General features: G+C 69.6%; 11 protein-coding genes. 4 read left to right on the plus strand and 7 right to left on the minus strand.

Annotation, left to right across the window (positions count from 1 at the left end):
- Positions 1 to 155: 155 nt before the first annotated feature.
- The 6 genes from IG62_RS44180 to IG62_RS0103580 form a co-directional block, all read right to left on the minus strand.
- Positions 156 to 563, minus strand: coding sequence for a hypothetical protein (locus IG62_RS44180; protein ID WP_078871788.1), 408 nt, complete (start codon positions 561 to 563; stop codon positions 156 to 158).
- 291 nt (positions 564 to 854) lie between these two features.
- Positions 855 to 2,078: a glycosyltransferase gene (locus tag IG62_RS0103560; RefSeq protein ID WP_030797423.1), complete on the minus strand. Its 1,224-nt coding sequence runs from the start codon at positions 2,076 to 2,078 to the stop codon at positions 855 to 857.
- A gap of 37 nt (positions 2,079 to 2,115) precedes the next feature.
- Positions 2,116 to 3,183 (minus strand): class I SAM-dependent methyltransferase, encoded by a 1,068-nt coding sequence (locus IG62_RS0103565; RefSeq protein ID WP_030797425.1) that lies wholly within the window; start codon positions 3,181 to 3,183, stop codon positions 2,116 to 2,118.
- A 23-nt stretch (positions 3,184 to 3,206) separates the two neighbouring features.
- Positions 3,207 to 4,520: an IPT/TIG domain-containing protein gene (locus IG62_RS44185; protein ID WP_234326237.1), complete on the minus strand. Its 1,314-nt coding sequence runs from the start codon at positions 4,518 to 4,520 to the stop codon at positions 3,207 to 3,209.
- A 172-nt stretch (positions 4,521 to 4,692) separates the two neighbouring features.
- The gene (locus IG62_RS0103575; protein ID WP_030797429.1) at positions 4,693 to 5,436 is read right to left on the minus strand and encodes an IPT/TIG domain-containing protein; all 744 of its coding nucleotides are present in this window, start codon (positions 5,434 to 5,436) and stop codon (positions 4,693 to 4,695) included.
- A gap of 144 nt (positions 5,437 to 5,580) precedes the next feature.
- Positions 5,581 to 6,264, minus strand: a complete 684-nt coding sequence (locus tag IG62_RS0103580) for a hypothetical protein (RefSeq protein WP_234326239.1) — start codon at positions 6,262 to 6,264, stop codon at positions 5,581 to 5,583.
- A 470-nt stretch (positions 6,265 to 6,734) separates the two neighbouring features.
- Between IG62_RS0103580 and IG62_RS0103585 the strand changes: the two genes are divergently transcribed.
- Both IG62_RS0103585 and IG62_RS0103590 read left to right on the plus strand, forming a co-directional pair.
- Entirely contained in the window at positions 6,735 to 8,249 is a 1,515-nt protein-coding gene (locus IG62_RS0103585; RefSeq protein WP_030797435.1) for a hypothetical protein, read from the plus strand.
- A gap of 432 nt (positions 8,250 to 8,681) precedes the next feature.
- Entirely contained in the window at positions 8,682 to 9,254 is a 573-nt protein-coding gene (locus tag IG62_RS0103590; RefSeq protein ID WP_234326241.1) for a DUF4328 domain-containing protein, read from the plus strand.
- Positions 9,255 to 9,472: 218 nt separating this feature from the next.
- Here the strand turns inward: IG62_RS0103590 and IG62_RS0103595 are convergent, their stop codons facing one another.
- On the minus strand, positions 9,473 to 11,074 hold the full coding sequence (locus tag IG62_RS0103595; RefSeq protein WP_199812405.1) for a CocE/NonD family hydrolase: 1,602 nt from the start codon (positions 11,072 to 11,074) through the stop codon (positions 9,473 to 9,475).
- 751 nt (positions 11,075 to 11,825) lie between these two features.
- Here IG62_RS0103595 and helR point away from each other — a divergent pair.
- Both helR and IG62_RS0103605 read left to right on the plus strand, forming a co-directional pair.
- Positions 11,826 to 14,000: an RNA polymerase recycling motor ATPase HelR gene (helR, locus tag IG62_RS0103600; protein WP_030797442.1), complete on the plus strand. Its 2,175-nt coding sequence runs from the start codon at positions 11,826 to 11,828 to the stop codon at positions 13,998 to 14,000.
- Between the two features lie 281 nt (positions 14,001 to 14,281).
- Positions 14,282 to 15,031 (plus strand): hypothetical protein, encoded by a 750-nt coding sequence (locus tag IG62_RS0103605; protein WP_030797444.1) that lies wholly within the window; start codon positions 14,282 to 14,284, stop codon positions 15,029 to 15,031.
- Positions 15,032 to 15,072 lie beyond the last annotated feature (41 nt).

A 15,072-nucleotide genomic window follows, 5' to 3' on the forward strand; every position in this document is an offset into this window, starting at 1 on the left:
TCCCCCAGTAACCCAGAAGGGTTTTCCGTGGGCAATGTCCTTGACATCGGCCCACTCGATCGGCGCAGCGCGCATTTCCGCGCGATGACAACCCGAGGGAAAACGCGGTGGGGGCCCGGGCATACGGCCCGGGCCCCCAGCTATGTACGGAAAGGTCAGCTTGCGTTGGCCAGAGCGCTGGTGATAGCCGCGGCAGTCGATTGCTCCGCATTCAGGGCGGCAGCCGAAGCCCCCAGCAGGTTGAACACCGTCGCGGAGACGTTACTGGTCGTGGCGGTGAGGACGTTGGCCGTCACCCCCGACGGCTGCCCGAGGCAGTCGATCGCCGCCGAGAGCAGCGAGGTGGTGGTGGACAGGTTCTGGACGCGGGCGGCGTTGGTGTTGTTGGCCTGGTCCGCCGCGATGGCCGCGTTGTTGGAGTTCTGGGCGGCCTCGAGGTCGCTCACGCAGGCCGAGACAGCGGCCTTGGCGGGCGCGGCCGATGCCATGGGGGCAACGCCCAGGGCGAGAGCTATGGCGACGGCGGACGTCCCGGTGGCGGCAGCGATACGGACACGGTTCATGGGGGAACTCCCTACAGGTGTCGTCCTCGCCGAGCGGCAAGGATGATGGGTGCCGGAGGAACACCGGGTCCCTTCCAAGGGCCTGCGGGAAAGCGGGCAACGGCCGCCAAGGGCTTGCCTGTTGGGAGCGCGAGCGGGCGGGCGTCAGGACGCCGACTTCCCGGGGAAGGGATGGGCGGCCCGCCGGTTCGGATGAAGCAAGTAAACCAACGCGGACCGGCTCAGGTAACGGTACCGACCACAAGACACCCGTTTGGCCTAAGGCCCAACGCCGGCAAACGACACGGTGGTTCAGTCGCTGTGCTCGACGGCTGCCAGGACCCGTCCGGCGCCGTCCTCCGCTGCGATCAGCGCGGACAGGCGCCGCGCGCGGTGGCGGTACCAAGGATCGCGTACGGCGCGCCGCACGGCTTCCGCCAGTCTCTCCGCTGAGAGTCGCCGCACCGGCAGCACACCGGGACTGACACCGAGGTCCCTCAAACGGGACGCCCAGAACGGCTGGTCCAGCATCACAGGCACCGGCACCGCCGGCACCCCGGCCCGCAGGCCGGCCGCCGTGGTGCCTGCTCCCGCGTGGTGTATCACGGCTGCCACCTGCGGAAACAGCTGTGCGTGCGGAACGGCACCGATCGTCAGCACATCGTCCCCGTGGAGGGACAGGCCGGCCCGGCCCGCCTGCACCACACCGCGTACCCCGGCGAGCCGCAAGGCACGTGCCACCAGACGCCCGAGGTCCTCCGGGTCTCCGAGGTTCATGCTGCCGAAGCCCACGTAGACCGGCGGCGGTCCGGCCCCCAGGAAATCGGCCAGTCCGGGATCCGGCGTCCAGTCGGGCTCCTCGGCCGGCCACCAGTACCCCACCACCTCCATGCCCGGCCGCCAGTCGGAAGGTCTCGGTACGACCCTGGGGCTGAAACCGTGGTAGACGGGCGATGCCGCCCGTCTTCGCTCAACGGCGTGCGCCGTGACGTGCAGCCGCCGCCGCAGATGGCGCGCCCCCGGTGCGTAGAGGCGGACCAGCAATGACTGGGCGCAGTGGCCTGCCGCCCGGTTGCCCAGCGGTCCCAACGACGGGAGGCCGGAGACGACCGGGGGGAACTCCTTGGTGGGAGCCAGCGGTTGCAGGAAGACTCCCATACTGGGCAGCCCCACTCCTGCCGCTGCCACCAGCGCCAAGGGTGCCAGGCCGCTGGAGAAGAGCAGGATCTCCGCACCGGCCGCACAGGCATCCGCCAGCGCATCAGCCATCGCCGGTCCCAACTCCCGTACTATACGGAGCTGTTGGCTCGCGGAGAGGCCGGCCTTGGGTGGTGAGCGCCGCGTGCCGGGGCCGGTTGTCGTGCCCTGGTCGAGCGGCAGCGGAAGAAAGCCGAGTCCACAGCGGCGGACCAGCGCGGCGGAGCGCTCGTGCGTCGCCACCACCACCTCGTGCCCGGCTGCCGTCAGACGCGTCCCCAGGCCGGTGTACGGGGCCACGTCCCCGTGCGAACCCGCGGAAGCAATGAGTACACGCATGGCCAACTCCCTTCATTGGCGGGCGTGTTGCGCTTGATCAGTTACGGCGCGCGATCACCCGGTAGGCGTTGGACAGCCGGGTGCGGCGGATGAGGGGCGCCAACAGAAGGTCCAGTGCGAAAAGGACGACCAGGTTGGGTGCGGTCTGCAGCAACATCGCTCTGCGGGACCAGCGACTGAACGGGCCCGGTCTCCTGGGCCTCCAGGGCAGATCCTCGGGCGGCAGAACGGCCTTGAGCAGGTTGGCCGCCGCGGAGGTGAGGTCGGTGGGTACGTGTGGCTCACGCCGATCGACGGACACCACCGTGAACCCGTGCTCACCCAACGCCTCGCAGAGGTTCGCCAGCGGAAGGAGATGCAGGTGCTGGGGCTGCAGCCAAGGACCCCACCAGCGGCCGAGCAGACGGGCGGAGAGGGACTGGGGGTCGGGGACCTCGATCAGCAGATGGCCGCCCACGCGGAGCGCCCGGTGCGCTGCGGCCAGTTCTCGTCGCGGTGCCGGAGTGTGTTCGAGGTAGTGGTACATGCTCACCGCGTCGTACCGTCCGGCGAGCCGCTGGCTCAGTTCGGTGAAGGAGCCTCGGTAGGCCCGTGCGATGCGGCCCTCACGTGCGGCGCGCAGCACGCCCTCGCCCTGGTCGAGTCCATGGAACTCGGTGTCGGGATGAATCCTTCGGGCCACGGCGCAGAAGTGGCCTTGGCCGGTTCCCACGTCCAGCCACAGTGCCGGGCGGCCGTGCGGCAGCAGCGCGCGGGCGCGTGACCGGTAGAGCCTGTTCGCGAGGGGCGAGGAGGCCAGTCGCGCCATCGTCGCCTGTCCCAGGCCGTCGTAGCAGTCCCGGTAGTAGAACTCCAGCCCCTGCGCATTGAGCCTGGGATTCTGGAAGACGTGCCCGCAGCCGCAACACTGATCGAGCACGAAGACCCCCGGTTTCTGCTGGAGGTGATCGGGGCTGCGCAGCCGCCGGCGCAGACGGTCGGAGGCGCACCAGGGGCACACTGTTCGCCGGGGTTCGAAGAACCGCTCCAGGCCTTCGGCCAGCTCACTGCGGTAATCGGCGCGGAGGGCGGCGACCCTCTCGCTTCGCTCTTTCGTCTTCCTCATGCGTCACCTCTTGCATGACGGGCTCAGATGGTGGGGGGAGGTACTCGGGAGTAGGTCCGGGCGGGGCTGGTACCGCCCGGGGTGGTGACGGTGACGCCGACCGGCCCTGGTGGTCCGGGCGGGGCCGTGGCGGTGAGCGCGGTGTCGGAGACCACGGTGAACGCGGCGGTCACGGTGCCGAAGCGCACCGATGTCGTCCGGGCGAACCCACTGCCGGTCAGCGTGACGATGTCACCACCGGACACGGGCCCTACTACCGGGCTCAGCGCCGTCAATACGGGTGCCGCGAGGTACTCATAGGTGAGGTCTCCGCCGGTCCCGCCAGGAGTGGTGACGGTCACCTGGACCGCACCGGCGGTGGAGGCCGGCGGCACGACCGCGGTGATCCGGGTGTCCGAGACGACCGTGAAGGAGGCTGCCGCAGCTCCAAAACGCACCGCTGTCGCGTTGAGGAAGTGGCTGCCCGTCAACGTCACGCTGATGCCGCCGCCCAGGGGGCCTGACGCCGGTGTGACGCTGCTGAGGACCGGAGCGGCGAGGTAGAAGTACGTAGCACCGGGAGCGCTCGTTCCGCCGGGACCGGTGACGGTGATCTGCACCGCTCCGGCCGCTCCTGGGGGAACGACAGCGCTGATCCGGGTCGGGGAGTCGACCGTGAAGCTGGTGGCTGTTGTGGTGCCGAAGGTGACCGCAGTCGCTCCCAAGAAGTTACTGCCGGTCAGGATCACGGTGTTCCCACCGAAGACTGGCCCCTGATTCGGGCTCGCACCGCTGACGACGGGTACCGACCCGTATGCGTACGCCACCCCGTTGCTCGTCCCACCGGACGTCGTCACCGTGATCTGCACGGTGCCCGAACCCGCCGGGGCCACCGCCGTGACCTGTGTGTCGGAGACCACCGTGAACGAGGGCGCAACCGTCGAACCGAACCGCACCGCCGTCGTACTGGACAGTCCCGATCCCGTCAGCGTCACCGCCGTCCCACCCGCAGCCGGACCGGACGGCGGGGTCACGGAACTCAGCACCGGCCCGGTCACCTGCGTGTACGCGTACGTGACGAACTGAGAGCTGATGCCCGCGGGGGTGGTGACGGTCACCTGAACCGTCCCGGTCCCGGGCGGCGCGACGGCGGTGATCCGGGTATCGGAGTCGACCGTGAAGGACATTGCCGCGTTCGCCCCGAAGCGCACATTGCTGGCTCCGGAGAAGTTCGTGCCGGTCACCGTCACGCTCGTCCCTCCCGCGACGGACCCCGAACCGGGCGATACGGAGAGGACGGTGGGCGGGGGCACGGCCAGCGCGGAGGACCTCTTCGGCAGGTATCGGGAGGCGTTCAAGGGGTCCGCTCCTTCGGGAATGTGCCGGCCGGTGCGAGCGCCGGGCCCGCGAGAAGGCCGGTCCGGTGCCTGTGACGAGGGGAATGCGCGGGGGCCTGCCCGGTGAGGGTTGGGGGGATCCGGGGAGGCCCCCGCGCGCCTGGCCGGGGGGCCAGGCTCAGCGACCCGTATGTCAGATGCCGGGCCCTGCGGTGTACGTGAAGGCGCCCGCAGCGGTTGCTGCTCCGCCTGTGGTGACGACCGTCACGTCCACGGCGCCGGCGGGACCGGGCGGGGTGACGGCCGAGATGGTGGTGTCATTGATGACGTCGAACGGCGCCGGGGCACCGCCGAAGGAGACCGACTGTGTGGTGGTCAGCTGGGTGCCGGTGATGGTCACTCCGGTCCCGCCGGAAGTCGGCCCGGCCGTCGGTGTCAGGGAGATGACGGTGGGAGCGTCGACGTAGGTGTACGACAGCCCGTTGTTGGTGCCGCCCGCAGTGGTCACGCTGACGCCGACCGACCCTGCCGCCGCCCCGGGCGGCACGGTGACGGTGAGCTGGCTGTCGTTGACCACGGTCGGCGCCGCGGAGGCCGCGCCGAAGGCGACGGAGGTGGCCGTGGACAACCCGGTACCAGTGATGGTGACGGTATCGCCGCCCGCGGTGGGGCCGGTGACCGGACTCAGGCTCGACTTGAACGGCGCCCCGACGTAGAAGAAGGGCAGCGGGTTGCTGGTCCCGCCTGGTGTGGTCACGGTGACGTTGACCGTCCCCGTCCCGGAGGGGGAGATGACCGTGACCGAGGTGGGGGTGTTGGCCGTGATCGTGCCCAGCTTCGTACCGAAGTGGACGGCAGTGGCGCCGGCGAGGTTGGTACCGGTGATGGTGACGGTTGTCCCACCACCGGTGGAGCCTTGGTTGGGGCTGATGGGCATGATTGCCTCTTCTCGTCATGGAGGGACGGGTGGATGGCCCGTGGGACCGGGCGCTCTGCTGTGCACGGCGATGCGCCGGGCCGGATGCCGCGGCGAGCCGGTGGTGCCGTCCGGCTGTCAGGTGGTACCGGTCAGGCGGAGCCGTCAGCCCGCGCAGCCCGGGATGCTCCCCGCGGGGGCGCAGTTGTTGGGCGCGTTCCGGCTGACGTCGCTGACCAGCAGGCTCACCAGGCCGGAGTTGCGGTAGATGCCGCCACCGGCGGAGGTGGCGGAGTTTCCGGTGACGCTGCTGGCCGTCAGGGACACCGACCCGTTGTCGACGTAGATGCCGCCGCCGGCCACGGCGCTGTTGCCGGTGACCGAACTGGACACCAGGGTCACCGCGCCGCCTCGGTCGGTGATGCCGCCGCCAGGGTAGGGAGCGGGCGCGTTACCGCCCCGGATGGTGATCGCGGCCAGTGTGAGCTGGCCGTTGGCTCCCGGAACGTTGCCGTCGCCCTGGACCTCCAGCACCCGGAAGGCCGGTGCTGACGGGTCACGGGCGATGACCGTTCCCAGCCCCGCCATGGTGATCGAGGTGGTGATGGGTGGCAGCCCGACCGGCCCGTCCGACGCACTGCCGTGAGCAGTGGTGAGCGAGTACGTGCAGAACGGAGCCAGGGCCAGGGTTTCTCCGCCTGCCGCGTTCGCCGCGTTGACGGCGGCCACCAGCGCGCTTTCGCTGCACAGAACAGGGATCTGGGCATGGGCGGTGACCGGTACGGCCAGCAGAGCCGCGGTCAGGGAACAGACGACGAGTGCCGACCGAAGAACACGGGCAGTTGGCATGACGCCCCCAAGCGGTCATGCGAGCCGCTGCTCCCACCCCTGCTGACACGCAGCACAGGTGGACGACGCAGGTCCCCTGCCGAGGGAACCGGTAAGGGATCGCCGTCGTGGGACCGGTGCGGGGCTGGGGCTCCAAACCGGCAAGCGAACAGAGACCGCCGTCACTTGCTCCCCCGGAGAAGATGGGCGGCTCACCGGATTGGACGCACCAAGTAACCCACCAGGGTGACGGGACCGGCAATGTCTCCGGAGAAGCGTCATCCGAATGGCCGCGCGCGAAGGTTGCGTGGTCCGGCGCGTGGCACGAGCGCGCTCTTACGTCGACTCGACCCACTGGAAGGGGCCTCCCGGTGGAGCTTGCGTCAGGGCTGTGACCGGAAACCGGCGACGGCCTGTGGGCCGAGGTGGTACCACTGGACGCAATCGGCGCCTGACGGCGGTGATCTGCCAAAGGAATCAAGGGGGTTGGGGTGTCCTCCGGTTTACGGGCGATCGCCCGACTGGTCACGGCGATCGCGGCCGTCACGATCTACATCGCGTTGCACTTGGCGGTCACCGCATGTCTGGACCTGCGGGCCCGTGACCGTTTCCGCGAGGCCCCTACGCAGGCCGCAGCGTTCGTCGCGGCCCTGGACCGCTACGCCGACGAAGAGGAGCCCGCACGCGCGCAAATCCGGCGCATCGACGCGTGGTTCAGCGAGAACGCCCCCTCCGGGAGAAGCCGTTCCGTGATCTCCTCCGCCGCCGAACACGCCGACCAAGGCAGGGTTTCCCTGGCCCGCAAGGAGGTCGCAGGGCTGGCGACGGAGATCGAACGGGATCAGGCGCGGCTCGACCGGGAACTCAGCTCGTCGACCGCGGTCGCGCTGTACTGGGCGGTGCCCGCCGGGGCGCTACTTGTGCCGGTGCTCCGGCTGCGACGGCGTCGCCGGTCCGGCGCCGCGGAGATCGTCGAGGTGGTCAGCCAGTTCGTCCCGCATCAACCGTGGTGGCGGCGACCGGTGTTCCTGGCGGGCAGCTGGGTCGGATACGGGCTGTTCGCGACGGGCTCCGTCGCGGCCGCCACGTCGGAGCAGCGGGGCTACACGATGCCGCTGGAGACCCAGGTGCTCTTGCTGCTCGGTGGCCTGGTCGCGCTGGGCGCCAGTGTCCTGATCCTGCGCCACTGCCGCCCCCGCTCGGCGCGCAGTGCGGCCCAGGCCTTGCTGGCCGACGGCCGTAAGCCCGTGCTCTACCTGCGCAGCTTCGCCGACGACGACACGGCGGCCTCGGTCGACGACGGGGTGCCGGTCAACATCCATTCGCGGGAGGAGCAGCTCGCCGGGGCGTTGAGCGCCTTCGGCCCCGTCATTGCGGTGGGCAAACCCGGGGAGCCGCTGCCGCGCCTGGGCGCGGCACGGTTCTATCTGCCGCAGGACGACTGGCAGCCTGTGGTCCTGCGGCTGATGGAACTGTCCCAACTCATCGTGCTGGGCCTGGGGTCGGGCGAGGGACTGTGGTGGGAGGTCGAGCAGGCCCGTGCCACTCAGCCCGCGCGGAAGCTGGTCCTGCTGGCGCCCGGCGGACAGCCGGACGTGGCCGCGCGGCTGGACGAACATCTGCCGACGCCGTCCCGACTGGACGAGGTGGTCGCGGGCGACTCCTGGATCTCCGCCGTCATCGCCTTCGCCCCTGAGGGGACGCCCAAGGTGCACCCGGTGGGGCCCGGGCCCGGCACCACGACCCGACGAGGCGCGCTCGCGTCCCTCACGGCCGGCGTGCGAAAGGCCGGTCGGACCTGGATGACCCCCCTGAGCACGCCCGCGCACCAGGTGGTCCGCGCCGTGAAGGCCGCTCTGGCGTCGGTAGGGGTCCGTAGACGGATGTTGGTCTGGAAGGGCGTCGTCGCCATGCAGACGGCATTGTGGAAGGGCTTTGCGCTGGTCGTGGCCCTGGCCCTGCTGTCCTGGCTCGTGTTCCGGGCACTGCCGCTCTTCGACCACTGACCGAACCGTCCTATGGCTGAGGCCAAGCCGGTCCGAGCCGGTCCGCACCGCCGTCGCGGCATGGCTGAGGGCCGTGCCCGGGCCCGGGCTGCCCGCCGGTCAAGGCCGGGCCGGCCTGTCCCGGCTCGCCCACCCGGTCGGGCAGCCGCGGCGGAGATCACCTCGGTACTGCCTCCGCGGTACTTTCACCGTTCTGGGGCGGCGGGCAGAGGTCCCCGAATACGCCCCTGAAAGTGGAGAGAGGGGGACGCGTGAGGCGCCGAGGAGTAGCATCCGCCCCAAGGATTGTTCTGCGATTGCGCGGGATTCGGGGGAATCATGGACGATCCACAGCAGGCTACGCCGGCGAGCACGGCCCCGGCCGGTCCGGAACGGTCCAGGAGGGTGACCGGCCCGGCCACCGCAGCGGCGACACTGATCTTGCTGGTGCTCGTGGGTGAGGTCTTGGGCTCGGTGTCCGACTGGCGCAACTACCTGGTGGTCCACGACTACAAGGCCGGGGCGGCGACGATCGCGGACCTCGAAGCGGCCGACTCGTTCGGGCAGTTGGTGTCGATCCCGACGGTCGTGGTGTGGATCTCGGCCGGTGTGGTGTTCCTGGTCTGGTTGTGGCGGGCGCGGGTCAACGCCGAGTTGTTGGGCGGTGCCGACGGGCAGCGTCGAGCCCGGGGCTGGGTCGTGGCCGGTTGGTTCACCCCGGTGGCCAACCTGTGGGTTCCGTACCAGGTCCTGTCGGACATCTGGCGGGCCAGCGCAACTCGGCGGCCGGTTTCCAGTGGCCTGGTCATGGCCTGGTGGGCGCCGCTCTTGGTGAGCACCGTCATCGGCCGGGCCGTCACGCGGATCTACCTGTCCGAGGAGATCACCGAGGAGAGTCTGCTGAGCGCCGCGAAACTGTCCACCCTGAGCACGGTGCTCGATGCAGCCGCCGGTGTCCTGCTGGTCCTCATCGTCAGGCGCGTCACCGCGTCGCAGACCCAGCGGCTCGTTCAGAAGGCAGTGTGAGGTAAGCACGTGCGCGCGTCATCACTCGGGTAGCTCCTGCGAGCAGCCTTCCCCAGCACAGCAGGTAATGCAGGAGAACGAAGATCCACGGGATCATCCGCTCACTGACCTCATGATGACGCCCCGACAGATCCGGGGAACCCGTCATAGCTGTCGATACGCGGAGTGAGCCGGGCCAGTCGGCCCGGCTCGTCAGCCATCCCCGCCGGGCTGGAGAACTACGTGGGTCCGAAGCCGCGGGGCAGCATCAATGCCGAGTCCGTGTGGAGCGTGATGCGCACCGGTACGGAAGTGGTGGTGTCCAACGGCGATTCCCCGGTGCCGAGGTTGCGGACGTAGCGCGGATGGGCGCCTCCGCTGATCTGCCAGCGTATGCGGTGGCCGGCGGCGAAGCGGTGGGCGGTGGAGCTCATCGGCACGGTGACCTCCGAGGGCGTCTGTTCGCCTGTCCGCAGCCGGCCCAGCCCGTCACAGATGTTTACGGAGCGGCCTTGGGGGTCCACGTCGCACAGGCGGGTGAAGACGTCGGCGTGGCCGGTGTCCGTGGAGATGGTCAACCGCGCGGAGACCGGGCCGAGTATGTCCACGGGCTCGGTGAGCGGCGGGCCGGTGAACGTCAGTACGTCGTCGCGTGCCTCCAGGGTGCCGTTGTCGCGAGGGCCGGCGGTGCGGGAGAGCAGAGGGCCGCCAACGGACGGGGTAGGGTCACCCGGGTCGTATCGGAACGACGTCAGTGGTGCGCAGTCCGTGGGTGCCTGCTGGGTGAGAAGGCCCTGCGCGAGGGGAAACCATGGCGTGACGGCCGGGGCCGGCGGCCAGTCATCGATGTCCCGCCAACCGTCTTCGCCACCGACGTGCACGCGCACCCTTGTGGGGCGGAGGCCGGAGGGATCGCCGTTCAGGTGGGCGCGCAGCCAGGCGAGGCTCTCGGCGAACACCTCCGGCCACCCTTGTTGCATCGCGGAGGTGTGGGTCCAGGGGCCGAGGAGCAGGGCGGTCTCGCAGCCGGCCCGGCGCAGTCGGCCGTACTGTTCGAGGTTCTGGTCGAGCAGCACGTCGTGCCACCCGCCGATCAGGCTTGTGGGCACCTTCAGTCGATCCGCTGACTCGGCCACCGATGTGCCGTGCCAGTACGCATCATCGGCATCCGGGTGCGTCAATACGTCGTCCAACCAAGGGATTTCGCCAAGCGCTGCTACGTGTGCGCCGCGCAGCGGCCGCGCGGTGGTGATCTCGCGCAGGCGTCTGTGCAGACGCAGGCTCGCTTTCAGCAGCGGTGCGATGCCTTGGTGCTGATACGTCATGCCTGCGCCGACGGCCAGGGCGTTCTCCAGGTGGAGCACACCGTCCGTGTAGAAGAAGGCACATGGATCGTGCAACCCCATCTGCACCACCATCGCCTTCAGCTCCGGTGGCGGGTCCGCGGCAAGGGCCCACTGCACGTATCCGAGGTAACTGGGTCCGACCGTCCCCAGTGTTCCGTTGAACCAGGGCTGCTCGCGCAGCCAGGACACCGTGGCCTGGCCGTCGGCGGCCTCGTCGCGCCACGGACCGAACTCACCGCCTGAGCCGCCGGTACCGCGGCAGCTCTGCAGGACCACGTGGAAGCCCTGTTCGGCGAAGAGCATGCCGTACATGGGGGACCACGGCAGGCCCCTGCCGTACGGCGAGCGCACCAGGAGGGTGGGGAAGTCGCCCTCGGCACGCGGGAAGTAGTGGTCCGTGATCAGCGGAGTGCCGTCGGCGGCCGGCACGACCAGTCCCGGCTCCCATCCGGCGTCATGCAGTTTGGCCGGGAGACCGCGCCACGTCGCCCTCATCATCCGTGAGGACAGTGGCGGCTTTCCCTTAGGCGGCACCCAGGACGGCCTGGCCGTGGTGCCAGGCATGCGTGCGGACATGCGTGCGGACATGTTCCCCCTCCTTATTACGTACACTGTACGAGGATAGGGGATGTTCGGGTGGCCTTGGCAAGTGCCGCCACGAGACCGAAGTGCCTCCCGCAAGGCTGAAGGGCCTCCGCGAGTCCGAACGAAGGAGACGGAGGGCGGTGCGGGCTTCCCGCCAAGCCTGATGGGGGGTTTCCGCGGCGCCGAGGCCCGCGCGTACCTCCGCCGGAAGCCGGGTCGGATCGATGGTGGTGGCCAGGACGACGCCCACGTCGGCGAGGGGGGCCGCCTTCACCGGGCGGACCGGGCAGGCAAAAGACAAAGGCAAGGAGTTACCCACTCCTTGCCACTCTCAACATATAGCGCACGGGGGGCCTTGCGGCAAGGCCCCCTTCATGCCGCAGAATCACCGGCCGAAGCCAAAACCTACGACAAATGGGTGTCGCACAGTGCGGGTGTTGTTGTCGACGTATCCGGAACCCAAGCACCTGCAACCCCTGGCGAGCTGAACCGAACAACCGACAACGCCACGGGGCCACGCCGGCCGAAGCGTCACGGCGTCTTGGCCTCAAGGCGTCACGGCGTCACGACGTCACGGCCACCAGGCTCGTCACACCAGTTCCAGACTCCTTGCCGCGCGCAACGGTCGCGAGCGAAGCGACCTCAGATCGGAGCCAATGCCGTGAACCCGCTGACCACCAGCGTGTTTGACCTTCCCGACCATCTCTCCCCCAAGGCCGACCCGGCGCTGATCGCCGGCGACGAGCAGCACTTCGCGGCCATCGCGGAGAGCCTTGAGCAGACGATCGCCGAGCTGTCCGACCGCCTCGATGCCGAGCGCAAGGCGCCCGGCGGCATGGGCCGGCAGGCGATGGACCGGGACACGGAGATCCACCGGCTGACCGCTCGCCTACGCGCACTTCGTCGCTTCGGCTTGGACCTGTGCCTCGGGCACATGGTCAGCGCGGACCACCCCGAGCCCGTGTACATAGGACGACTTGGCCTCACCGACAGCACAGGGCGTCGGCTGCTGGTCGACTGGCGCTCCCCCGCCGCCGAACCGTTCTTCGGAGCCACCCACGCCAACCCGATGGGTCTGGCCAGCCGCCGCAGGTACCGCTGGACCCACGGCCGGATCAGCGACTACTGGGACGAGGTGTTCACCGCTGACGGGCTTGACCGGCACGCCGCGCTCGACGACCAGTCGGCCTTCATCGCCAGCCTGGGCAGCAACCGCTCGGCAAGGATGCGCGACGTGCTCGGCACCATCCAGGCCGACCAGGACGCCATCATCCGCGCGGGGTCCCGCGGCGCGCTCGTCGTGGACGGCGGTCCGGGTACCGGCAAGACCGTCGTCGCACTGCACCGCTCCGCCTACCTCCTCTACTCCGACCCTCGCCTCAGTCACCACCGCCGGGGTGGGGTGCTGTTCGTCGGACCGCACCGGCCCTACCTGGCCTACGTCGCCGACGTCCTGCCCAGTCTCGGAGAGGAGGGCGTGCAGACGGCCACCCTGCGGGACCTCGTCACCGAGGGAGCCACCGCAGCCGTTGAGGCCGACACGGACGTGGCCCGCCTGAAGTCGTCCGCGGACATGGTGAAGGCGATCGAGACGGCCGTCAGGTTCTACGAGGAGCCGCCCGCCGAGGGGATGACGGTCACGACCGACTGGTCCGACATCTGGCTGAGCGCCGACGACTGGGCCGAGGCGTTCGACGCACCAGAACCAGGCACTCCGCACAACGAGGCGCGCGAGCAGGTCTGGGCGGAACTGGTCACCATACTGCTGGACAAGCTCAACGTTGACGTCTCGCCCGACCTCTTCCGGAAGTCGCTGGCGCACGACGAAGAGCTGGTCACCACCCTCAACCGCGCATGGCCGCTGCTCGAAGCGGCCGACCTCGTCGGCGACCTGTGGTCGGTACCCGCCTACCTACGGATGTGCGCTCCCTGGCTCAGCCGCGACGAGATCCGCAAGCTGCAGCGCAAGGACGCCCCCCAGGCCTGGACGGTGTCCGACCTGCCGCTCCTGGACGCGGCACGGCAGCGGCTCGGCGACCCGGAGGTGGCCCGGCGCAAGCGCCGGCACGAGGCCATCCTCGCCGCCCAGCGCGAGCGCATGACGCAGGTCGTCGACAACCTGATCGAGGCCGCGGCCGACTCCGGTGCGGACGGTGACGACGGCGAAGGCCTGGTGAGGATGCTGCGCGGCGCGGACGCCCAGGTCAGCCTGGTCGACGAGTCCGAACTGCCCACGGCCGACCTGGACCGGCTCGCCGGCCCGTTCGCGCACATCGTCGTGGACGAGGCGCAGGAACTGACCGACGCCGAGTGGCAGATGCTGCTGCTGCGCTGCCCGTCCCGGAGCTTCACCATCGTCGGGGACCGCGCCCAGGCCAGGCACGGGTTCACGGAGACCTGGCAGGAACGGCTCGAACGGATCGGCCTCGACCGGATCAACCTCGCCTCCCTGAGCATCAACTACCGCACGCCGGAAGAAGTCATGGCGCAAGCCGAACCAGTCATCCGCACCGTACTCCCCGACGCCAACGTGCCGACCTCCATCCGCAGCAACGGCATCCCCGTCCGCCACGGATCCGCATCCGATCTGGACTCCCTCCTCGACACCTGGCTCGCCGCACACGCCGACGGGATCGCCTGCGTCATCGGCGCTCCCACGTTCCGGACGACGTCCCGCGTCCGGGCGCTGACCCCGGAGCTGTCGAAGGGGCTCGAATTCGACCTGGTCGTCCTCGTCAACCCGGAAGAGTTCGGCGACGGCATCGAAGGGGCGGTCGACCGTTACGTCGCGATGACCCGAGCGACCCAGCAACTGGTCATCCTCACGAGCCCCTGACGTCGGCCGCCTGGCGACTGCACGCTGCCAGTGGGATATTCGCTCCCCCGGAAAAGGCGGGTCCCGACCCCGTGGTGAGCAAGGTTGGTGATTGGAAGCGAAATTCCGGGGAAGCCACTCGTAGTCTGTGACACCGCAGACATCGCCGACACCGCTCATCCCACTGTCCACACGAAAGAGCACCGCCTCACCTCGTGCCTTGTGACTGTGGGGACGGTACGGTGTCGTGCGATCACGCTCATCGCTGTGAGGTTAGGAAGCGCATGACTGACTCCGTTCCCATGACTGATTCCGTTCTCGTTCAGACCATCGAAAACCTCGAAAGCACCCTGCCGGGGCTTGAGGAGCAGGAAAGGGTGTTGCGCGAGCAACTCGAAGGGGTGGTCCAACGCGTCCGGTCCACCCGCGAGGCCCTGGAGCACCTGCGCGTCCTGTCCGGCACCGCTGCTCCCGCCAGCCAGTCCTCGGCCGCCGCCGCCTCACCGGCCCTTTCGCAAGAGGAGCCTGCCGCAGTCGGACCGGCAGACAGCGCCCGCCAGGACTCGCCCGAGTCCGACCCGGCTGTCGCGCCTGAAGCGGCCGACGAACCGGCCCGAACGGCGTCTGTCGTACCACAGCCTCGTTCCGCAGGCACTACGCGCGCCAAGTCCAGCACCGCCAAGAAGCGCAACACCAAGAAGGCGACGGCGAAGAAGGCAACGGCAAAGAAGGCGACGCCGGACAAGTCGAGCCAGGCGAACCAGGCGCCCAAGAAGGCCGCCGCTGCCGCAAAGCCGAAGGCGAAGAAGGTGGCTGCGAAGCGGGCTGCCACCGCCCAGCCGGCTGACGAGGCCGCGGGAAGCCTCATTGATGCTGCGCTCACCGTGCTCAGGAATTCGAGCGTGCCGATGCGGGCCCGCGAGATCAACGCGGCCCTGGGGCGGGAGGCCACGCCCGGGCAGATCGAATCGGTTCGCAACACCCTCGATCGCGTAGCGAGGCAGCAGAAGCTGGTGACGCGTCCGGGGCGGGGCACCTACGCGGCGGTCTGACTCCCACACACCCGCCAGGCAGGCGGGCCTCCTTCCTTTTC

This window comes from Streptomyces sp. NRRL S-337 (assembly GCF_000720175.1).
GTDB classification, from domain to species: Bacteria; Actinomycetota; Actinomycetes; order Streptomycetales; family Streptomycetaceae; genus Streptomyces; species Streptomyces siderophoricus.

Coding starts and splice junctions, on each gene's coding strand:
- IG62_RS0103605 (WP_030797444.1), top strand. CDS start 14,282: ATGACTGATTCCGTTCTCGTTCAGACCATCGAAAACCTCGAAAGCACC.
- IG62_RS0103565 (WP_030797425.1), bottom strand. CDS start 3,183: ATGAGGAAGACGAAAGAGCGAAGCGAGAGGGTCGCCGCCCTCCGCGCC.
- IG62_RS44180 (WP_078871788.1), bottom strand. CDS start 563: ATGAACCGTGTCCGTATCGCTGCCGCCACCGGGACGTCCGCCGTCGCC.
- IG62_RS0103560 (WP_030797423.1), bottom strand. CDS start 2,078: ATGCGTGTACTCATTGCTTCCGCGGGTTCGCACGGGGACGTGGCCCCG.
- IG62_RS0103575 (WP_030797429.1), bottom strand. CDS start 5,436: ATGCCCATCAGCCCCAACCAAGGCTCCACCGGTGGTGGGACAACCGTC.
- IG62_RS0103580 (WP_234326239.1), bottom strand. CDS start 6,264: ATGCCAACTGCCCGTGTTCTTCGGTCGGCACTCGTCGTCTGTTCCCTG.
- IG62_RS0103595 (WP_199812405.1), bottom strand. CDS start 11,074: ATGAGGGCGACGTGGCGCGGTCTCCCGGCCAAACTGCATGACGCCGGA.